General features: G+C 41.9%; 20 protein-coding genes and 1 pseudogene. 18 read left to right on the top strand and 3 right to left on the bottom strand.

What is annotated here, in order from left to right:
- Positions 1–145: 145 nt before the first annotated feature.
- The 5 genes from MHH91_RS20280 (at position 146) to MHH91_RS20260 (ending at position 4,399) form a co-directional block, all read left to right on the top strand.
- Positions 146–1,546 (top strand): amino acid permease, encoded by a 1,401-nt coding sequence (locus MHH91_RS20280; RefSeq protein ID WP_013354204.1) that lies wholly within the window; start codon positions 146–148, stop codon positions 1,544–1,546.
- Positions 1,547–1,620: 74 nt separating this feature from the next.
- Positions 1,621–2,511 (top strand): arginase, encoded by an 891-nt coding sequence (gene rocF, locus MHH91_RS20275; RefSeq protein ID WP_013354203.1) that lies wholly within the window; start codon positions 1,621–1,623, stop codon positions 2,509–2,511.
- A 130-nt stretch (positions 2,512–2,641) separates the two neighbouring features.
- Entirely contained in the window at positions 2,642–3,757 is a 1,116-nt protein-coding gene (locus MHH91_RS20270; protein ID WP_013354202.1) for a response regulator aspartate phosphatase, read from the top strand.
- Entirely contained in the window at positions 3,744–3,878 is a 135-nt protein-coding gene (locus tag MHH91_RS20265) for a hypothetical protein (RefSeq protein WP_007407881.1), read from the top strand. Before MHH91_RS20270 ends, MHH91_RS20265 begins: the two co-directional genes overlap by 14 nt.
- 47 nt (positions 3,879–3,925) lie before the next feature.
- Positions 3,926–4,399, top strand: coding sequence for a GNAT family N-acetyltransferase (locus MHH91_RS20260; protein ID WP_013354201.1), 474 nt, complete (start codon positions 3,926–3,928; stop codon positions 4,397–4,399).
- 29 nt (positions 4,400–4,428) lie between these two features.
- On the opposite strand, the gene MHH91_RS20255 is transcribed toward MHH91_RS20260, so the two are convergent.
- A complete protein-coding gene (locus MHH91_RS20255; protein WP_013354200.1) occupies positions 4,429–5,409 on the bottom strand; it encodes an aldo/keto reductase in 981 nt (326 codons plus the stop codon).
- A 192-nt stretch (positions 5,410–5,601) separates the two neighbouring features.
- Here MHH91_RS20255 and MHH91_RS20250 point away from each other — a divergent pair, with 192 nt between their 5' ends.
- The 7 genes from MHH91_RS20250 (at position 5,602) to MHH91_RS20220 (ending at position 12,995) form a co-directional block, all read left to right on the top strand.
- Positions 5,602–6,351, top strand: coding sequence for a YiiX/YebB-like N1pC/P60 family cysteine hydrolase (locus MHH91_RS20250; RefSeq protein ID WP_014472398.1), 750 nt, complete (start codon positions 5,602–5,604; stop codon positions 6,349–6,351).
- A gap of 10 nt (positions 6,352–6,361) precedes the next feature.
- A complete protein-coding gene (locus tag MHH91_RS20245; protein WP_013354198.1) occupies positions 6,362–7,525 on the top strand; it encodes a hypothetical protein in 1,164 nt (387 codons plus the stop codon).
- Positions 7,526–7,845: 320 nt separating this feature from the next.
- On the top strand, positions 7,846–8,016 hold the full coding sequence (locus MHH91_RS20240) for a hypothetical protein (RefSeq protein ID WP_013354197.1): 171 nt from the start codon (positions 7,846–7,848) through the stop codon (positions 8,014–8,016).
- Between the two features lie 153 nt (positions 8,017–8,169).
- Positions 8,170–8,340, top strand: a complete 171-nt coding sequence (locus MHH91_RS20235; RefSeq protein WP_004393147.1) for a CxxH/CxxC protein — start codon at positions 8,170–8,172, stop codon at positions 8,338–8,340.
- Between the two features lie 80 nt (positions 8,341–8,420).
- Positions 8,421–8,900 carry a 23S rRNA (pseudouridine(1915)-N(3))-methyltransferase RlmH gene (rlmH, locus tag MHH91_RS20230; RefSeq protein WP_013354196.1) on the top strand — a complete coding sequence of 160 codons (480 nt, stop codon included), beginning with the start codon at positions 8,421–8,423 and terminating at the stop codon, positions 8,898–8,900.
- A gap of 43 nt (positions 8,901–8,943) precedes the next feature.
- On the top strand, positions 8,944–11,049 hold the full coding sequence (locus MHH91_RS20225; RefSeq protein ID WP_014471288.1) for an AAA family ATPase: 2,106 nt from the start codon (positions 8,944–8,946) through the stop codon (positions 11,047–11,049).
- A complete protein-coding gene (locus MHH91_RS20220; protein WP_118977685.1) occupies positions 11,034–12,995 on the top strand; it encodes a UvrD-helicase domain-containing protein in 1,962 nt (653 codons plus the stop codon). Before MHH91_RS20225 ends, MHH91_RS20220 begins: the two co-directional genes overlap by 16 nt.
- 227 nt (positions 12,996–13,222) lie before the next feature.
- On the opposite strand, the gene MHH91_RS20215 is transcribed toward MHH91_RS20220, so the two are convergent.
- Both MHH91_RS20215 and MHH91_RS20210 read right to left on the bottom strand, forming a co-directional pair.
- Positions 13,223–13,384 (bottom strand): hypothetical protein, encoded by a 162-nt coding sequence (locus MHH91_RS20215; protein WP_014471284.1) that lies wholly within the window; start codon positions 13,382–13,384, stop codon positions 13,223–13,225.
- Positions 13,385–13,442: 58 nt separating this feature from the next.
- On the bottom strand, positions 13,443–13,997 hold the full coding sequence (locus tag MHH91_RS20210) for a hypothetical protein (RefSeq protein WP_013354193.1): 555 nt from the start codon (positions 13,995–13,997) through the stop codon (positions 13,443–13,445).
- 318 nt (positions 13,998–14,315) lie between these two features.
- On the opposite strand from MHH91_RS20210, the gene MHH91_RS20205 reads away from it, so the two are divergent.
- The 6 genes and pseudogenes from MHH91_RS20205 to MHH91_RS20180 all read left to right on the top strand — a co-directional run bounded on the left by MHH91_RS20205 (position 14,316) and on the right by MHH91_RS20180 (position 20,682).
- Entirely contained in the window at positions 14,316–15,335 is a 1,020-nt protein-coding gene (locus MHH91_RS20205; RefSeq protein ID WP_013354192.1) for an FUSC family protein, read from the top strand.
- 70 nt (positions 15,336–15,405) lie between these two features.
- Positions 15,406–16,428, top strand: a pseudogene (locus MHH91_RS20200) (XdhC family protein).
- Positions 16,425–17,039 (top strand): NTP transferase domain-containing protein, encoded by a 615-nt coding sequence (locus MHH91_RS20195; protein ID WP_013354190.1) that lies wholly within the window; start codon positions 16,425–16,427, stop codon positions 17,037–17,039. Before MHH91_RS20200 ends, MHH91_RS20195 begins: the two are co-directional and overlap by 4 nt.
- A gap of 5 nt (positions 17,040–17,044) precedes the next feature.
- Entirely contained in the window at positions 17,045–19,375 is a 2,331-nt protein-coding gene (locus MHH91_RS20190; RefSeq protein ID WP_013354189.1) for a xanthine dehydrogenase family protein molybdopterin-binding subunit, read from the top strand.
- Positions 19,362–20,204: an FAD binding domain-containing protein gene (locus MHH91_RS20185; protein WP_013354188.1), complete on the top strand. Its 843-nt coding sequence runs from the start codon at positions 19,362–19,364 to the stop codon at positions 20,202–20,204. Before MHH91_RS20190 ends, MHH91_RS20185 begins: the two co-directional genes overlap by 14 nt.
- Positions 20,197–20,682: a (2Fe-2S)-binding protein gene (locus tag MHH91_RS20180; RefSeq protein ID WP_013354187.1), complete on the top strand. Its 486-nt coding sequence runs from the start codon at positions 20,197–20,199 to the stop codon at positions 20,680–20,682. The genes MHH91_RS20185 and MHH91_RS20180 overlap by 8 nt, the downstream gene beginning before the upstream one ends.
- Positions 20,683–20,688: the final 6 nt, after the last annotated feature.

Here is a 20,688-nt window from a genome sequence, read left to right as displayed (position 1 = left end):
CGACGGTATTTTAGTATAATGTATCTTTATGTACGAAAATGAATTTTATATAACATCCATATACAAATAGAGGCTCTTTGGACAGCAAATCGGTTTCAATGCACCGGCTTGGTTCCAATACAAGTTGCTGAAGGGGTGCAGAACAGTGAATACAAATCAAAAAGAGAATCAGCTTCAGCGCACGATGAAATCGCGCCATTTGTTTATGATTTCATTGGGCGGAGTGATCGGCACCGGGTTTTTCCTGAGTACCGGATTTACAATCAACCAGGCGGGACCGCTGGGTGCGGTTCTGTCTTATCTGGTCGGCGGTTTTATTATGTTTTTGACAATGCTCTGCTTAGGCGAGCTTGCGGTTGCCCTTCCCGTATCGGGGTCGTTTCAGACGTACGCAACCAAATTTATCAGCCCCGCTTTCGGTTTCGCATTCGGCTGGCTGTACTGGCTCGGCTGGGCGGTGACATGCGCCATTGAATTTTTATCTGCGGGCCAATTGATGCTCCGCTGGTTTCCGCATGTTCCCGTGTGGGTGTGGTGCCTCGTGTTTGTCGGGCTGATGTTTCTTTTGAACGCCATTACGACAAAAGCGTTCGCTGAATCGGAATTTTGGTTTTCCGGCATTAAAATTTTAGTCATTCTGCTGTTTATTATTTTGGGCGGCGCCGCCATGTTCGGCCTGATTGATATGAAGCACGGCGAGCCGGCTCCTTTCTTCTCTCATTTTTATGAGGATGGATTGTTTCCGAACGGCATTAGAGCTATGCTTGTTACGATGATTACCGTCAACTTCGCGTTCCAGGGAACGGAGCTGATCGGGGTTGCCGCGGGAGAAAGTGAAAATCCCGAGAAAACGATTCCGCGCTCTATCCGGCAGACGGTATGGAGAACGCTTGTCTTTTTCGTTCTTTCCATCATTGTCATTGCCGGCATGATTCCGTGGAAGCAGGCGGGAGTGGTCGAAAGCCCGTTTGTCGTGGTGTTCGAACAAATCGGTATCCCGTATGCCGCTGATATCATGAACTTTGTTATTTTAATTGCGCTGCTGTCAGTGGCCAACTCAGGCCTGTTTGCATCAACGCGTATCCTATATGCCATGGCGAACGAAGGGCAAGCCTTTAAAGCGCTCGGCAGAACAAACAAACGCGGCGTGCCGATGAATGCGCTGATCGTGACGCTGGCCGTCGCCTGCCTGTCGCTGCTGTCTAAAGTCGCAGCGCCGGCAGCCGTTTATATGTTTCTCTTATCATTGGCCGGATTAAGCGCGCAGGTCGGCTGGATTGCGATTTCTCTGTCGCAGTTGATGTTCAGACGGAAATACATCCGTGAAGGCGGAAAAGTGGAAGACCTTAAGTTTAAAACACCGCTGTACCCGGTGCTGCCTATTATCGGGCTGACGTTGAATACGGTTGTTCTGATCAGTCTCGCATTTGATTCAGAACAGCGGCTCGCCCTTTATTGCGGCATCCCGTTCATGGTAGTGTGCGTTATCGTCTATCATCTGTATGTAAAAAAGCATAAACAGTCAGAAAAACAGATAGAGCTTTAAAATCTTTTCGTGTCCAAGTCATCTTTGAGAAACCCGCACAGGACAACATACAACATGTTGAGGTGGAAAAACGGATGAATAAGAATATCTCAGTTATTGGAATGCCGATGGATTTAGGACAAGCACGACGCGGAGTGGATATGGGCCCGAGCGCCATCCGCTACGCGCATCTCATTGAACGGTTATCTGACATGGGGTATGCGGTGGAAGACCTGGGCGACATCCCCGTCAATCGTGAAAAACTCAAAAAAGATGAAGAGCTGAAAAATCTGAACTCTGTGCTCTCAGGTAACGAGCAGCTCGCCCAAAAGGTGGACAGCGTCATTGAGAGTGAGCGGTTCCCTCTCGTCCTGGGCGGCGATCACAGCATCGCGATCGGAACGCTGACAGGAACGGCCAAGCACTATAAACAGCTCGGTGTTATCTGGTACGACGCGCACGGCGACTTAAACACGCTGGAAACATCGCCGTCAGGCAATATTCACGGAATGCCGCTGGCCGTCAGCCTCGGCGTCGGCCACGACACATTGGTGAATCTGGGCGGCTATGCCCCGAAAATCAAGCCGGAGAACGTCGTCATCATCGGCGCGAGATCGCTTGATGAAGGCGAGCGTGAATACATTAAGGAAACAGGCATGAAGGTATATACGATGCATGAGATTGACCGCCTCGGCATGACGAGGGTCATGGAAGAAACCATTGACTACCTGTCAGGCTGTGACGGCGTTCATCTCAGCCTTGATCTCGACGGCCTTGATCCGAGTGACGCGCCCGGCGTAGGGACGCCTGTCGTCGGCGGCATCAGCTACCGTGAAAGCCATTTGGCAATGGAAATGCTGTATGATGCCGACATTATCACCTCAGCTGAATTTGTTGAAGTCAATCCGATCCTCGATCACAAAAACAAAACCGGCAAAACAGCGGTTGAGCTGGTGGAGTCCTTGTTAGGAAAAAAACTATTATAAAATATGCGCCTCCGCACCTGCGGGGGTTTTTTTGTTGCCACTAGGAAACTAGCAGGCTGTCACCCTCTTTTTGAGCCTGTAAATATGATATATTTATTACACAAAATGGGAAAGGGAGGTGTCCTGACAGATGGCTGAGGTGATGGCCCACGAAACTGTTGCGAAAAAAATCAGTGACTGGTACGAGGAAATCAAAAAGCACAAAACCGAATCGGCTAAGGCGTTAAGAGAACAGCTGCTTACAGATCTGCAAAATATGACACAAAATCAAACGGTGCTCCTTTATTTTAATTTAATTGATTCCCGCTATAAGCTTTTGATGGAAGAGTATGAGAAAACAGACGGCATTTTAAAAACGATTCAGCTGAACGCAGATAAAGAAAAAACAGACCAGATGATTCAATACTATTATTATTTCTTTTCCGGAATGCACGAGTTTTACCGGAAACGATTCATGAACGCCATTAATTTTTACCGGATCGCTGAAAGCAGGCTCCGGCACATACCGAATGAGATTGAAAGAGCCGAGTTTAATTACCAAGTGGCGATTGCCTACTATGAAATCCGCCAAAACTACTTTGCGATGAATCATGCGGAAAGAGCGTTAGAGATCTACAAAGCCAACGAAATGTACGCGGTCAGAGAAGCACAGTGTTTAATGGTGATCGGCTGTAACAGAATGGACTTGTTTCACTATCAGAAAGCCGAAGAGCTCCTGCAGACGGCAATTCATCAAGCCGCCAAAGCAGGCGATCCGCACATTGAGGCGCTGGCCCATTTTAACGCGGGCATTTGTTATGAGAGACAGGAGAAATTGGAGGAGGCGCGAGTCGAGTTTGAAACGGCTCTCGATAAAAAGGAGCATTTGCAATCCGCATATTCGGTGCGGAGTCTGTACATGCTGGCCAGAGTGTTATTGAAGCAGGAGCAGGCGGATGAGGGCCGGTTTTGGCTTCATAAAGCGCTGAACGCCGCAGACGAAAAAAATGAACCTGTGTACACCCAAAAACTGCGCATCTTACAGCATGTCTTTATTGATCACAGTGAAGAAGCGCTTGAATCAGCGTTCGCCGAGTTAAAAAAGAAAGAACTGTGGAGTGACGTTTCCGATTTATCGTATCAGGCCGCTGCGCATTTTAAAAAACAGGAGAATTACAAACTGGCGGCGAAGTATTTCCAAGAATCAATAGATGCTAATGACCAAATTTTGAGATTGACGGAGGGGATTCGTAATGAAAACATGTAAATTCATTGTACTCTCAGCAGCCTTGGCAAGTCTCATTTCGATTGGATTATTTGCACAAACTGGTTCAACGGCGCAAGCCGAACAAATCATAAAACCCGCAGAAAACGGAGCCTTCGGATAATACTGCATGATACCGCTTTCAGTCTGTGTTTTGTAAGGAGTGATTCAATGGCTATCACACTGCAGCCGATGACAGAGCAAGAATTTCAATCCTATCTCGCCCATTCAACAAAGCATTACGCTGAAGAAAAGATAAAAGCGGGAACGTGGCTGCCTGAAGAAGCGCCGGAACTAGCAGAATGGACATTTAAAGATCTGCTTCCTGACGGCTTGGAGACGGCTGACCACTATTTATGGACGCTGACATTGGACGGAAAGGACAATGCCGGCTGGCTGTGGCTGCACGCCGATCCGGACAACCCGCAGCAGGACGCATTTATTTATGATTTCGGCCTTCATCCTCCTTATCGCGGCAAAGGCTATGCAAAAGAGGCGATCGCAAGGCTGGAGGACAAGGCAAAAGACCTGGGTGTCCGCAAGCTTTCTCTCCATGTGTTCGCTCATAACGAAACGGCGCGGAAGCTGTATGAGAAGACGGGATTCCTGGAGACGGATGTAATCATGAGCAAAAAGCTGTCATGAAAAGAGGCCCGCACGATGGGCCTCTTTTGTTATTCATCTAACAATGTCATCATATGATGCGGATAACGCTCGCCGGCCGCCGTGCCGATCGGAAACATCTCATCCAACTGCGCCTTCACTTCTTCGGGAAGCGTAATGTCAAGAGCGGCAAGGTTCTCTTCCAAGTAATGTTTCTTTTTTGTACCCGGAATCGGGATGAGATCATCACCGTTTGCGAGAACCCATGCGAGCGCAAGCTGAGGCGCGGTCATATTCATTTCCCGGGCAATGTCGGTCAGTTTTTGGACGAGTCTTATATTCACCGCCAAATTGTCTCCCTGAAATCTCGGTGTTCTTCTTCTGTAATCGTCGGCATCAAGCTGATCTGTCGACGTCATCTTTCCGGTCAGAAAACCTCTGCCGAGCGGACTGTAAGGCACAAATGAGATGCCGAGCTCGCGGCAGGCGGGCAGCACATGCTCCTCCGCTTCCCTGCTCCATAAAGAATACTCTGATTGAAGCGCGGCAATCGGATGGATGCGGCCGGCGCGCCTGATCGTTTCTGGGGAAGCCTCTGACAGGCCGATATACCTCACCTTTCCTTCTTCAACTAGCTCCTTCATAGCGCCGACAGTCTCTTCAATCGGCACCCGCGGATCAACCCGGTGCAGATAATAAAGGTCGATATAATCCGTCCCGAGGCGTTTCAGACTGGCGTCACACGCTTTTTTGACATAATCGGGCCGGCCGTTGATTTCAATAAACTCGCCCTTTTCACTTCGGACATAGCCGAATTTAGTTGCGAGGTAAAGCTCCTTTCTGTACGGGGCAAGCGCTCTGCCGACAAGCTCTTCATTCGCGCCCAATCCATATTGATCAGCCGTATCAAACAAATTCACCCCGAGATGAACGGCATGATGCAGTGTGGAAATGGACTCTTCCTCACTCTGGCTGCCGTAGTATTCCGACATGCCCATGCACCCTAACCCCAATGAGGAAACCCGCATCGAACCGATTGTTCTGTATTTCATATTTCTCCCCCTTTCCTATCTTGTGTATATGATAACCAGATTTCCTGATATTTCAAGGTGGTTTTATGCATATCTTTTCCTTATTGTTATAAAATTTTTAAAAATCTGTAAATTGTCTATTTTTTTATCACAATTCTGTCATATAATGCATATGTGGAAAAATTATACTCTAAGAAAAGAGGCGAAGTAATGATGTGTAAAAAGCTGTTCAAAGCCGTCCTCCCGTTTGCCCTGTCATTCACCATGGTTCTGTCCTTCTCCGGTATGAATGTAAAAGCGAAAGAAACAGAAACATCCCGCTATGCAAAAGAAATCGCAGAGCTTCAGCAGGGCACGACCCCTCAAGACGTTCTCCAATCAGCCAAAGAGCTCGCCAAACAGAAGCACGTGTCAACAGAAGCGATTCTCAAGCAGTTTCATCAAGAAATTACGGCAGACAAGGTGCAAGGAGATGTAAACGCTTCCAAAGAAGGGCTATCTGCGATGGGCGGATCGTCAGGCACCAAAAAACTTCCGAAAAGCACAAAAGGCAATATTTATTACACGAACTCATACACGGCCTATTACAACCACGGCCATGTCGGCATGTATTCTGCCGCTGATAAGATCGTCGAATCCGTACCGGGAGACGGCGTCCGCCAAATCGCCTATAACGGAAGAGAAGTCGAGGATAATTCAATCGTACAAACCGTGAAAGTCACCGATGCCCAAAAACAAGCCGCTGCTGACTGGGCCGTATCACGAGTCGGCGACGAGTACTCCTTCAACTTCGTCAATAACCGAAATACAGGCCATGAAGGCGCCAAAAACTGCTCGAAACTGCTGTGGTCAGCGTTCCTCCTAAAAGCCGGAATCGACATTGACTCTAACGGCGGCCTGGGCGTATATCCGCGCGACATCACAAGCTCACCTTATACGACAACGATTCTCACCATTAACTAAGGAGAAAAACGTGAAAAAAATCATCTGGATACCCTTAGTGATCATCATCGCTGCAGCGGTCTTATGCTTCTTCCATTTTCGCACGGAAGAGCCTGCGGAGGTTGAGAGGGAAACATTAAATGATCCTGATTTTCTGAAAGATAAAGAGGCGCTGCTGTATTTCTCCACTACGGCTGACCAGGACACGTTCGGCGGCGGAAAAAGCTATGCTCTATTTGCTGATAAAAAAGGCCGGCTCTTTTCTTATCAAATGAAAGGGCTAGAACTCGGATCGGCCAAAGTGCATGACGAAAGCGTCCTGCTGGAGGACAAAAAAGGGATTTACACTGTTCAGGACGGCCTTCACACGTATAAAAGAGCGTACCAGCATACGGGGGACAGCGCGGGATATATTGACCGGACGGAAGGCTTCTACACGCTGTATAACTCAGGCTACGACAAAAGCGGCGGCAGCTATCGCTCAGAGCTGTACCGCCAGATTGACGGCAAGTGGAAGCAAGACGTCATCCCGCACTATATCCGCGCCTCAGGCTTTTTTAAAGATCATCTTTTCGCACTCACGCCGACAGATGACGAAAAAGGCTATCACGTTCAAGACATTCAGGCCGATAAAGAGAGGCTCCATACAAATACAATCGCGACATGGACGTATAAAGAAGGCACGTCTGTCGAATCCCAGCTCGCCGCTGATGACAGCGCCGTCTACTTTCTCACAAGAGGAGAAAAAGCCGACCACATCTATCAAATGGTGAAAGTCATGAGAAACAGCGGCGCTATCAAAACGTATGACATCGCCTCTTATAAAAATGACGAACAGACCCTCTATGACTCCATGCCGTTCAGCTTCAAAAACAGCTTTTTTATGGAGCAGCGCAGCCTCTATTTCGTTGACGGCTTCGGAACCGTATACCGCATCAACCCTGAAACCGGAAAAAGCAAAAAAGCCTTCACCCTCCCTGCATCAGGAATGAAGGCTGATTTCAAAGACCTGACCCATCAAAACGGAAAGCTGTATCTCTTCACGTACAGCTACAAAAAACCCGCCAAAATCGAATCCTTCGATCTGAAAACGGGCAAAAAGCTGAACGACCGGACCATCCCAAACCTGAAAAACATCGTCACGCCGAAAAGCCATCTCAAGCTGTATGACGTGCAGGTGATGGATGGGTTTTGAAGTACGAACATTTGGTAAGAGCTTGCCGCTTTTGGTAAGCTTTTTTTTAATGAAACGCTACTGCAAGAAAGAAGGTGTTTAATTTGAAATCATTCAGTATCTTCTTATTGTTGTCCGTCATATGTATAACAATTGTTTTTGTGATGATGAATATGTTGATTGGATATCCTGATGTGAGTAACGGGACATTGATTATGATTGTATATATCGTTGTGACCCTCATAATAAGACTAAATAGCAAGAAAAAAAGCCGACCGAACATAGAGATAGAGGAATTTTACCCGTAAAAGCAGAAGACAGTCAGGTGAAGGAGGGAGCCGATGAAGAAAAAGCTTGCCGCGGTGACCGTAACCATTCTCCTGGTTTCCGTAATAACCAACTATTTTTTAACCGGCGGAAAGCCGGACTGGATTAATGTATGCTCTGCACTGCTGGCGTGTATATTAGGAATTCTGTTCGTACTTCGCATAGAAAAAAGAGAAAACACGTAAAGAGCCGGATGCTGCAAACGCCGGCTCTTTTTGCGCGGAATTTGCCGAATTGTGGATAAAACTCAGCCCGAAGCACTACTAACATGTGTATAAATAGGTTATATTGAGAAGAGAACAATTGCCGTGTGCAAAAGAAAACCGGAGGATGTAACAATGAAAACCGCTTATTATTCTTGTGAAGAACATATCGAAACCGTGCTGGACATGTACATAGATGATCATGAGCTTCCGCCCGAAATCAGAAAAATCGAACATACTAACAGTTTATCCACAGCCTGTGAATTATGTGGGGACACCGCAACATATCTAGTAGGGAACGAATGATCCTACACAAAATACAGAAAAGATATCCACAATTGTGGACAATATATATGAATAACTTGTTTCTAAAGTGGGGATGACCTGTGAATATCAATATTGTGACAATCGGAAAACTAAAAGAAAAATACCTCAAGCAAGGCATTGAAGAATACAAAAAACGACTCTCAGCCTACGCGAAAATCGACATCATCGAACTCCCGGACGAAAAAGCCCCGGAAAACCTGAGCGACCAAGATATGAAAATCGTCAAAGACAAAGAAGGCGAACGCATCCTGGCCAAAATCAGCCCGGACACCCACGTCATCGCCCTCGCCATCGAAGGAAAGATGAAAACATCCGAAGAACTGGCCGATACAATAGATAAGCTGGCGACTTATGGAAAAAGCAAAATCACCTTCGTCATCGGCGGCTCACTCGGCCTAAGCGACGCCGTCATGAAAAGGGCAGACGACAAGCTGTCATTTTCGAAGATGACGTTTCCTCATCAGTTGATGCGTCTCATACTAGTTGAGCAGATTTATCGGGCGTTTCGGATTAATCGTGGGGAGCCTTATCATAAGTGAGTGGGGTTTTATAAAATCGGAAATTCATCTGGGGGTTCTTAAATTGCTTTTAAAAGGTGTTACTATACAAAATTATAGGAAGTTTAAAAACGAAGCATTTTCAATGGCTGACGACGTTACCTTGCTTGCAGGTGCTAATAATAGTGGTAAGACTTCTATGATTAATTTAATTGGATCTATAATGCAAAATGGCAAAACGCCATTTTTTATTTCGGATATACCAGTAAGGCTATCAAAACAATGGGTAGATGAAGTTTATGAGACCTTTATACTGTGCTTTAAGGAAGGCGATGATCAATTATCTACAGTAGAGAGAATTATAAACAAGCTATTTAGTACTGAATTGTTTAATTTAGAATGTGATCTAATAATACCTGCAACATCTATACGTTTTAGAATAGATTATAGTGAAGAGGACGATATTAGAAAGTTTGCCGATTTTATTATGGATTTGAATCCGGATAATAAAAGCTTCTATTTTGAATATTCATTTCAACCTACTTATGTATCCTTTGGACAAGCATTGGAGGAAAATTATAAAAAATTATATGCAAGATATAAAAAAATTCATTCCTCAAAAGATCCAACATTAAAAATACGACAATTTAAAGAGGTAATATTGTCAATTTATGAAGCGAGTATAATTGAGAAATGTTACTTTAGTGATAGCGATTATACTGATAAAGTCGAAATTGACATTTCAACTTTTCGAAGACTGTTTAATTTTAGATATATTAATGCAGGTAGACCACTCGATGATCAGAGTAATGGTAACTTTAAAAGTTTAAGTAAAAATATGGTTGAGCTCGCAACTCATGATGAAAAACTAGGTGCCCTATTAGAGAACTTACCAGACCAAATACTAAGTCCAATACAAGATACGGAGATTATTGATAAGGTAAGAGACACATCGGTGAAAGGTCTTAGCAATGCGGTTAAAACAATTGCTAAAGCAAGTGGAGGCAATACAGGGAGTATGATCCTTGATATAGATATTAACGAAGGCACAATAACCTCTCTTCTTAATCAAATAACTAACACTAAATATCAATATGAAGGTTATTTCCTCAATGAAGCCTCCCAAGGATTAGGTTACAGTAATATGATTTATATACTGCTACAGTTGGAAACATATAAAAGAAAAATTGATCCGCTATTAGTCAACCTATTTGTGGTAGAAGAGCCTGAATCACATATGCACCCCCAAATGCAACGAATCTTTGGGAAGTATTTAAAAGATTACTATCTTCAAAAAAAAATACAGGGGTTAATAACTACTCATTCCGGAGAAATGGTGCGCCTAACGGAAATGAAAAATTTAAGAGTTTCACGACCAATAGATCAGTTAGAAAGTAAAATTTACGATTTTTCTATGTTTAAAAAAGGCTTGAGTGGTGACACCACTTTGGATACATTTTATGATTGGTTTTATGAAATAGGATTTTCTGAAATAGTTTTTGCAGATAGAGTAATTCTATATGAGGGTGACACAGAAAGGTTGCTTATAAGAAAGTTATTGACTCTAGATATATATGAAGAACTTAACCAAAAATACATAGCCTATGTTCAAGTTGGCGGAGCATACGCACATAAATATAGTAAGGTGATAAATTTTCTGAAGATAAAAACTCTTGTTTTAACTGATCTAGATTATAAAAAAGATGCAACAACTGTAGAAGCAGTAAAAGAGTCTAAAACAACAAATGCAACAATCAACACCTATTATGATTTATCAAAAGAAATAAAGTCTCCAACAATACTTGATTTGTATGAATGGAAAGACAAAGGTGAGAATAAGATTCTTGGAGGATTAGTCCTAATTAATTATCAAGGAAAATCTGAACAATATGCTCGGACTTTAGAAGAAGCTATGCTCTCAAAATTTTATAATTTGAATGTGTTAGAAAAAAAAGATAGAAGTTTCTGGATTGAGAAAAGAAATAGCGATAATCTTAAATATACTATTCCAAACCCTGATAAATCTAAAAAAGATGATTTAGATAAAGATGAAAAATACAGTATTAGAGATATTGTTAGACATTCAGAGAATAATAAAACTGATTTTATGTACTCAGTTATTTTAAATGGTCTAATAGAAAAGATGCTTCCTAATTATATTAAGGAGGGATTAGATTGGCTGCAAAATTAGTTGATAATATTTTTCTCATTAATGCTCCAGCAGGTAGTGGCAAAACAACTAAAATAAAATCAATGATTGTAAACCATAAGATAAAACATCCACTTGATAATATACTTTGTATTACTTACACAAAGAGAGCTGCAGAAGAGCTTAAAAAGGGACTGGATGAAGAAGGGATTCACATAAGCACAATTCATTCATTTTTACATAAATTTTTAAGAATCTATTTTTGTAAAAATGAAATGATAGATTTATATATGGAGTTATTTGGGGATTTAATCAGAGGGAATATTGAGAACAAGGAAGAGAAAGAACATGTACTAGCTAGAAACAAGAAGTATATCGATAAGTTTGGTTGTTTAACCTTAGAAGTGATAAAAACTAATATAAGTTCTATTTATTATAATGAAACTTCAAACAATCATCTTTACAAAGGAGGTTTGTCTCACGATAGTTTGCTCATATTTGCAGAAAAGGTATTCGAAAAGTTTCCTAAAATCAAGAAGAGATTAACTCAAAAGTATCAATTGATTTTTATAGATGAGTACCAAGACTCTGCTCCCAGTGTATTAAAAATGTTTTATAAAGCAGGACTAAATACTAGCTCAAAACTCTATTTTCTTGGCGACAAAATGCAACAAATATATAAAAACTATGATGGGTCATTTGAAAAAGAATTAAAAACTCTAAATAATGAAATTAAATTAGATACTAATCATCGGTCAATACCAGATATCGTTTCTATATTAAATAATATATATAATGATAAGGAATTCAAACAAATCTCATCCGATAAAAACCGAGCTAATAAACCAGACCATCCACCAAGAGTAGTATTGTGTGATAACATTCAAAAAAGAATAAAAAGGGAACAATTAATTTATCCGAATGCTTTATTGTTATTTTTATTAAATCAACAAAGGTTTGATTCGATAGGCGCTGGAGAATTTTACAGACAATTTAATAGATTGGATAGATATTCACAAGTAAACCAACTAAATGCTAGTGATGTCTTATCTGATAATACAAATGAAAATAAAGATCCTCTTTTAAAGTTGCTTTTTATAGTAGATAAAATTCTAAGTTATTATGAGGATTTTAATCTTGGCAGTATAATTCAAACCCTTAAAAGGAATCAAAAAATATTTGATACTAGAATTGGTACAATTACTAGTCATCAGGATAAAGTTAACTTAAACAATCTATTAAAACAAATATATGATTTTTATCAGAAAGACAGCTCAATATATGAATTTTTAACTTTATTAAGAGGCTCTAGAGTTATAAAAGAGGAATATATAGATAATATATCTAATGAATATATTGGAGTGTTAGCAGTTACAATAAACGAATTCAAGGCACTGTCAAACTATTTGAAAGACCCGAAAGTTTCGACACAACATGGTGTAAAAGGAGAGAGTCATAATACTGTTTTCTTCATTGCGGACGATTCCTTTAGAACACCGCTGGTTCATATGTATAAATTCTTAAAACTATGGACTATTACAGAACTATCGTTAGATTCTCTAGAATCCTTTTATTATGATTATAAAAAGTGGATTGAAGATACAATTGACCATTTAGCATGTAAAATATCAGATTTGAATAAAGAAAAGTATGAGGCACATGCAACTTATCTAAAAACAAGAGTTGAAGAATTATGCAAATATTTCGAGAATAATTGGATATTTAAAGATCTTTGTGAAGACTTTTACAATGCATATCTTCTAAAACCTAATGTTACAAACTTTAAAAAATGTTTTAAAGAGAGTACTGTGTACGGAGTTCTGTCTGCGTACAGACTTTTTTATGTTGGTTGCTCAAGAGCAAAAAGCAATTTAACTATTTTTATTGATAAGTATAAGGTAAAAGATTTTTCTGAGGATTTGATTTTTAAGTTAAAGAGAACGGGATTTAGTGTTGAAATTGAAGCAAAAGAATTGCAGAAATTGTGAGTGAAAGATCGAGCGAAATTAACTATAGTATCAAGTAATTTGATATAGGGTTTAATGAAAATTTTGCTAATAACATTTAGCAGACCGATTTGACAAAATAGCCGTTAGAGTTTAGTTTTCTGTTGATTCTGTTGTTGTCTTTCAGCAAAGGATTTATATATAGTGAATAAAAACACAAAAAAACCAGATTCCAACACAAATCTGGTTTCCAGCTTATTAGTTGCAAACTACTGTTGCTTCTCTTTCACCATCTTTATAAAGAGAAAGAAGACAATGAATACAATAAAATAATTCAATGGATTCTTAACGATGCTTATCTCCAGGGAAATCTGTAAGAGTATCCAGAGAATGAAGATGGTTAGTATTGAAGGAATGATGATTTTGTACATGTTGACCACCTTCCATAGTTAGTGAAAGAAAGGGGCGCGGGCCCCTTTTTCTTCATGATTAAAAGCAAGATGCGGCAGCTCCTGTCATTGCGCCGCCAACAGCGCCGGTAATTGCTCCAACGGCACCCGCTCCTACTGTTCCGATGCCGGGTATTGTGACGGTTCCTACAGCAGCTCCTGCAAGACCCAGTGTGCCTCCGCCAGTTACCGCACCGCCGCCAGTACCTAAAATACATTTCCCGACTGATTGGGTGCTGATTGCCCCGCTCGTTTTTCCAGAGTCTTTGTTTACTACTTTGACTAAAACGCCATTTTTGATTTTTTCGTATTTCAGTGTAACGGGGTCACCATTTTTGTCAGTAGAGCTTTTCGGAAGAGCCTGCTCCTCGCCCGTTATGTTGTCTTTTAGGGTTGCATTGCCTTTAGCGTCAATATGAACATCTGCATGATTGAACGTCATCTTCAGCTCACTGTCGTTGAGGTTTTCAACTTTGTATGTAGCTTGGGATTCTGCGGCAGCCGCAGCATGAGGTAAAACCGGGAGGGCAAAGGCACCTACTAGGAATACCAAGGCTGCCAGTTTCACTGCGGTTAGCTTTATTCTGCTTTGCATAATTGATCCTCCTCCTTTGGTTGCCATACTAACAAAGGCATTCTGCTTCTTAAACCCTTACCATATAAAATGATAAAAAATTCACCCAATTCCATTGCGCTTAACCAACAAGGTTTGTGTGTTTCCCTTCGAAAGTCATAGGGGGGCGGTCTTCATATCTGGGGCGAAGCTATCAAGAAAGGTGAAGCACCTGCAAGAGTAGTAAATAATGTATCATTTGCTAACGTTCTCCCTTCTTTTCGCTTTTTCCATATATCAGTATAAATCCCTTTGCGTAACGGAAACCTAATGGAAAAGGTTTTTGAAAGGAGGGGGCGTATGGTGAAAACAAGTAAAAAAAATCAAAACAACACATCGTTGGTTTGGAAGATGGCGCTTGCCTCTGCTGTTTCTTGGGAAGCGGCAAAACTGGCGGGCTCTCATCACCCCTATTTAGCACCTCTATCTGTTATCTTATGTTTGCAGCCAACCATAGATCAGTCGATTCGATTTTCTTTTCATCGTATTGCGGGAACTGCGATTGGGATCTTGTTAACATCCTATCTTGTCAGTCACTTGCCAATGAATGGCTGGATGCTGGGGCTGTTACTATTAGGCGGGACCTATATTGCAAGGTGGTTACGAATAGATGAAACGGTTTTACATCAGGTAGCCCTCACCATTTTATTGGTATTTACGTTTGAACGACACTCCAAAGATTATGCAATGGATCGAATAATCGATACGGTGATCGGCGTCATCATCGCTATTCTGGTTCATATGTTCCTTTTTCCGCCGGACTTTACAAAAAAGGCAGCGGACTCATTTCGATCATTGGCTCGTCAGCTTTCTGACACACTTTCTGACCTTTCCAAATGGGTTCAATCAGAGTGGGGACAAGGAAAGGGGAACCTTGTGGAGTATAAAATGAACAATCTTCTGCAGGAGCTGCATACGGCAAAAGAGATGCTGCAAACAGCCTCTGACAGCTTAAAATTCAACCCAATCCGTAAAAAGCATAAAATCATTCTTTCAAGATATCAAATAGAGATACAAAAGATGAATGCAGGGTATGAGTATATATCAAATATAGTGAAAACGTTAAAAGAATGGGAAAAAGAAGGGCTTTTATCTTCAAGTGACAAAATGGAGCTGGGCAATGACTTCAAAGTGTTAAGTGAATTTTTTGAGGGTTTTAAAGGAATACAGCAGGGTGAAACAGACAATTGGAAACAGAAGGAACAGAACATGTTATTGGAAGCTCTCCGTTCCAAAATGCAGTTGTACCCGCCGCCCGATCATAAGGTCTTTAAAGACTCTTTTTTTTTAGAAACGAAGAAATTGCTGAAACGTTTGTAATGTTTTCTGGAAAAAAAGAATATGGTTATACAGATGCAGATATGATCAGGTAAAAGCGGGGGAAATCAAAATGGATGATATACACCGGATTTTGGATGTCATCGCGAATTCTGCAAAACCTAAGGTACTGGCTACCATCATTAAAACAGAGGGGTCCGCTTATAAGAAAGAAGGCGCCTCCATGTTAATTTTAGGGGACAAAACAAGAGTCGGAATGTTATCCGCCGGTTGTCTGGAAGACGATCTTGCTGAAAGGTCAGAGCAGGTGTGGGCTGCGGGAGAGCCGTTGATTGTTCACTTTGATATGAGTGCGGAGGACGATTTATCCTGGGGGCAGGGCGTTGGCTGTAACGGTGTTTTGACGGTTTTACTTGAGCCTGTCAAAGGGGAATTGGAAAGACATCTGCTGACAGTCAAGAAATGTTTAGATGGAAAAAAGTCTGTGACCCGAGTGAAACGATTCACGGAAACGTTAGAGCCAAAGGAAGATATGTATATAGCTGAAGACGGCAGCGTGTTTGGAACCGGGGATTTTATGGAGCAAGTTCAAAAACTGAAAAACCCCCTTTATGATACGGAAAAGGGAATCAAAAAGGATGAACATACATCTGATTTATTTTTTATCCATCAGATGATTCCAAAACCTTGTTTATATGTTTTTGGAGCGGGCGAAGATGCTAAGCCATTGGTTTCTTTGGCGGCTGGTACGGGCTTTCATGTGACGGTGATTGACTGGCGTCCTGCTTTATGTCATAACGGCCATTTTCCTGCAGCCGGCCATTTGATTGTCGGAGTATTGGAAGAAGTAATGGAGGGCCTGAGCATTACACACAGGGATTTTATTATCATAATGACACACAGCTTTCAAAAAGATCGGACCATTTTACATAAATTCAAAGATGAAGATGTGTTTTATAAAGGTGTATTAGGCCCCAGAAGGCGTACGGAACGCCTATTAGGCGGGGCTGAGATTCCGGAGGATATTCATTCCCCTATCGGACTTTCCATTGGCGCATAAGGCTCTGAGGAAATTGCCGTAAGTATTGTTGGCGAGATGATCAAAAAAATGCGAAAACAAGGGTCTGTTTTATGAAAACAGCAGCCATTTACCTGGCAGCCGGTACAAGCAGACGTATGGGGACGGATAAGCGAAGTTTATTTCTCAATGGAGTTTCTCTGGGAAGTATAGCGCTTAAAAATACCTTGTTATCTAAATTAGATCATATTTTCATTATCACCAGAAAGGGAGATTCACTGCATTGGCTCTCGGCTTTTTTCTTTTTAGATCCTATGGTAAATAAGTGGAGCCAAGTAGAATGCGAACAAGCGGATAAGGGCCAAGGCCACTCCATACAATGCGGGTTAAAAAGAGCGTTAGAGTATGAGGCTGACGCTGTTATCATTCTTCTTGCAGATCAGCCATTTGTCACCGCAGATATCATCAATACGTTAATTGATTCCTATCAAAAGGAGCACCGCTATTCATTTATTGCTGCTGAAAATCAACATCTTCCTATGCCCCCAATCCTATTCTCCAAACAATGTTTTCCGCTATTGCATCAGTTAAAGGGAGACCAAGGCGCTCGGTATGTAATCCGTAAAAGTAATACGGGAAAAATGATCAGCTTTCAAGACCCTTTGCTTTTTTATGACGTAGATACAGTTGAAGATTATACTCTGCTGCTGAATAAATTCGGGGAGTGAATGAGTTGGGGTATATCGGGAAAAGTGTTATTCGAAAAGAAGCCCTTGAAAAAGTGACAGGTAAGGCGAAATATACAGATGATTTTCAAGAAACAGGTGCACTGCACGCGAAAATGCTGATCAGTCCATATGCTCATGCCGATATTGCATCTATTGACTTTTCAGAAGCTTGGAAGATTCCCGGAGTAATAGCGATATTGGGGGATGAACCTTTTCCGCTCGTCGGTGAAGAAATTAAAGACAGGTCGCCGATTGCTTATAAAAAAGTCAGATACCACGGTGAGCCGGTTGCTGTTGTTGTTGCGGAAAATCCGATCATAGCTAAAAAGGCAGTGCATGCCATCAAGGTGTCCTATCAACCTCTTCCCGTCGTAAATTCTCCCCGGGAGGCCTTCCAAAAGGATGCTCCCCTCGTCCATGAACATTTGGACCGTTATGAGAAGAAGGAAGGTGTTTATCCCGTTCCGAAGACGAATATCGCAAACCTGGATAAAGTCAGAAAAGGAAATATTGAAGTCGGGTTCAGGGAAAGTCATGTGACAGCAGAGTTCAACATTTCCTTTAATCCCTCTGATCACGCTGCTATGGAAACAAGATGCTCGATTGCTGAAATTCAAGCTGATGGGGACATTATCATTACAACATCCTCTCAAGCTCCTTTTGCCATTAAAAAATTAATGCAGTGGTATTTTGGAATAGAACCCGGAAAGGTTATCGTCAAAACACCTTTAGTAGGAGGGGCATACGGGGGAAAATCAGCGGTTCAGTTAGAGGTTATTGCCTATTTGGCATCAAAAGCGGCTGGAGGCCGGGCCGTAAAATTATTTAATTCGAGAGAAGAGGATATGATTACGTCTCCTGCTCATATAGGATTGGATGCCATTGTAAAATTAGGCGCAACAAAGGATGGAATCTTAAAGGCGGCAGACATTCAGTTTTTATTTGATAGCGGAGCATACTCTGATAAAGGAGTTGACGTCAGTCGAGCCGCAGTGGTTGATTGTACGGGTCCATACGCAATCGACCATGTATGGTGTGATTCATATTGTATGTATACGAATCATCCATATCTCAGTGCATATAGAGGCTACAGTCATGCTGAAGTTTTATTTGCCTTTGAGCGAACAATGGATGTATTGGCGGAAAAGCTGAATATGGACCCGTTGGAACTCCGCTATAAAAATGCCATTCGTCCCGGTGATACGACCCCTACTCAAGTTCTTCTCAATTCAAGCACGGTCGGAAATGTACCAAAATGTATTGAAAGATTGAAGGAATTAATGAATTGGGATGAGGGACAGAGAATTGAAATCGATGATCGGAAGATACGGGCAAAGGGGATCAGCTGTATTTGGAAAACGTCAACATTTGATACAAATGCAACTTCAGGGGTTATTTTAACCTTTAATCCTGACGGAAGCATTAATTTGATGTCAGGGGTAGTGGAAATTGGCACAGGGACAAAAACAGTGTTAGCCCAAATCTTAGCGGAACGAATGAAAATGGATATAAGTAAAATTCACGTAAAAATGCTTATAGATACACAAACAACACCTGAGCACTGGAAAACCGTAGGCAGCAGAGGGACTTTAATGGGAGGAAGAGCCGTACTGAATGCGGCGGAGGAAGCCATTCGAAAGCTTAAGGCCGTGGCATCATGTGTTTTAAGAGTTCCTGTCGAGGAATTAGAAGTGGCTGATGGAAAGGTTTATTTTTTAGATAATCCGAATGTGTATGTTGACATAAAAGACATCGCTTACGGATATACGTTTCCAAATGGAAATACCATTGGCGGGCAAATTATGGCGAGCGGCAGCTACACATTAACCCGGATGACGAATTTAGACCCGGAAACCGGAAAAGGAAAGCCGGGACCCGAGTGGGCTGTAGGTGCTCAGGGAATTGAAGTTGAGCTGGATAAACGGGATTATACGTATCGAATTACAAAAGCTTATTCTGTTGTGGATATAGGAACTGTATTGAATGAAAAAGCTGCATTGGGTCAAGTGATGGGGGGGATGAGTATGGGAATCGCATTTGGAGGAAGAGAAACCTTTGATTTTGATCCATATGGAAGAGTATTAAATCCTCAACTTAGAACATACAGACCCCTTCACTATGGAGAGCAGCCTGAATATATCATTGAATTTGTTGAAACCCCGCATGTTATTGCGCCTTATGGAGCACGCGGCGCAGGGGAACATGGACTGTTGGGGATGCCGGCAGCATTAGGAAATTGCCTTTCTGCCGCTTTAGGTGTCCAATTGAATCAGCTCCCTCTCATTCCCGAACAATTATGGAGGACGCAAATGGGGTGGAAAGATGATACCGTTTGATTTTGACTATTTTAAACCGAAGACCATTCAAGAAACAACTAATCTATTTCACTCTCTTGCGGCCGAAAAGAAAACACCAATGTATTATTCCGGCGGTACAGAAATTATAACGTTAGGAAGGCTGAATCTCATCTATACGGATGCGGTGATAGATATTAACGCACTTCCGGGATTTCATACCATTGGTTTTTATGAAAATGATCTGGTAATCGGAGCGGGTGTGTCATTAACGAAAGTGGAGGAAGAAAATCCATTCCCGTTATTAAGTAAAACAGTGAGTGAAATTGCGGATCGGACGACTCGAAATAAAATCAGTCTGGGCGGAAATATTTGCGGGAGCATCTATTACCGTGAGGCCGTGCTGCCGTTGCTGATTTCGGATAGTTTGATAGGGATTGCAGGGAGAGCGGGGCTTCATTACCATTCTATAAATAAAATATTTAACAGGGAAATACAACTGCAAAAAGGAGATTTTTTATTTCATATCGTTATAGACCGGACGTATACAGACTTGCCATTTGTCAGTATAAAAAGAAGACAGCAGTGGAATGTCGGATATCCATTGGTGACAGTTTGTGCACTGAAAAAAGATGAAAAGATTAGAATGGCCTTTAGCGGCGTATGTCCATTTCCTTTTCGTTCTGTTGAAATGGAGGCTATGTTTAACGATAAAAGCTGCTCATTAGAAGAAAGGGTACGCAGGTCTTTACAGTATCTGCCGAAACCTATTCTTGATGGCGCAGAAGGCTCAAGCGACTATCGAATATTTGTTTTACAGCATACAATCTTAGATGCCTTATATGAATTAGAAGGAGGTCCACATGTCTGATCCTATTACATTGAAAGTAAATGGCCAGGAAAGACAGATTACTGTCAGACCGGCCGATACTTTGTTATATGCCCTTCGTCTTCGTCTTGGGTTAACTGGTTCAAAGCCAGGCTGCTTAAATGGTGATTGCGGCGCCTGTACGGTTTTAATGGATGGGATACCGATGAAATCTTGTTTAATGCTTGCGGCAGAAGGTGAAGGAAGGGAAATTACGACAATTGAAGGCCTCATCAATACGCCAATTCAAAAGGCCTTTGTTGAAAAATTTGCGTTTCAGTGCGGTTATTGTACGCCGGGTTTTCTAATGAATTGTCATGCTTTAGTGAATACTGAGCCAAATGCAAGTGATGAAACGATAAAAAATTGGCTGGAGTCCAATATTTGCAGATGTACGGGTTATAAGGAGATTGAAGAAGCTGTTAAATCGGTTTTAAATAAAGTGGAAGGGTCTCAGTATGACTGTTACGGAAAACCGTAAAAAAGA

It is taken from the genome of Bacillus sp. FSL K6-2819, from assembly GCF_038008305.1.
GTDB classification, from domain to species: domain Bacteria; phylum Bacillota; class Bacilli; order Bacillales; family Bacillaceae; genus Bacillus; species Bacillus amyloliquefaciens.
The sequence above is the reverse complement of the archived record's forward strand: the minus strand, read 5'-3'. Positions and strand labels throughout refer to the sequence as shown.

Bases quoted from the DNA above. Each gene is read 5' to 3' on its own strand.
- MHH91_RS20255 (WP_013354200.1), bottom strand. From the start codon at position 5,409: ATGAAATACAGAACAATCGGTTCGATGCGGGTTTCCTCATTGGGGTTA.
- MHH91_RS20210 (WP_013354193.1), bottom strand. From the start codon at position 13,997: ATGCAAAGCAGAATAAAGCTAACCGCAGTGAAACTGGCAGCCTTGGTA.
- MHH91_RS20270 (WP_013354202.1), top strand. From the start codon at position 2,642: ATGGCTGAGGTGATGGCCCACGAAACTGTTGCGAAAAAAATCAGTGAC.
- MHH91_RS20235 (WP_004393147.1), top strand. From the start codon at position 8,170: ATGAAAACCGCTTATTATTCTTGTGAAGAACATATCGAAACCGTGCTG.
- MHH91_RS20205 (WP_013354192.1), top strand. From the start codon at position 14,316: ATGGTGAAAACAAGTAAAAAAAATCAAAACAACACATCGTTGGTTTGG.
- MHH91_RS20250 (WP_014472398.1), top strand. From the start codon at position 5,602: ATGTGTAAAAAGCTGTTCAAAGCCGTCCTCCCGTTTGCCCTGTCATTC.
- MHH91_RS20260 (WP_013354201.1), top strand. From the start codon at position 3,926: ATGGCTATCACACTGCAGCCGATGACAGAGCAAGAATTTCAATCCTAT.
- MHH91_RS20180 (WP_013354187.1), top strand. From the start codon at position 20,197: ATGTCTGATCCTATTACATTGAAAGTAAATGGCCAGGAAAGACAGATT.
- MHH91_RS20240 (WP_013354197.1), top strand. From the start codon at position 7,846: ATGAAGAAAAAGCTTGCCGCGGTGACCGTAACCATTCTCCTGGTTTCC.
- MHH91_RS20195 (WP_013354190.1), top strand. From the start codon at position 16,425: ATGAAAACAGCAGCCATTTACCTGGCAGCCGGTACAAGCAGACGTATG.
- rocF (WP_013354203.1), top strand. From the start codon at position 1,621: ATGAATAAGAATATCTCAGTTATTGGAATGCCGATGGATTTAGGACAA.
- MHH91_RS20215 (WP_014471284.1), bottom strand. From the start codon at position 13,384: ATGTACAAAATCATCATTCCTTCAATACTAACCATCTTCATTCTCTGG.
- MHH91_RS20265 (WP_007407881.1), top strand. From the start codon at position 3,744: ATGAAAACATGTAAATTCATTGTACTCTCAGCAGCCTTGGCAAGTCTC.
- MHH91_RS20185 (WP_013354188.1), top strand. From the start codon at position 19,362: ATGATACCGTTTGATTTTGACTATTTTAAACCGAAGACCATTCAAGAA.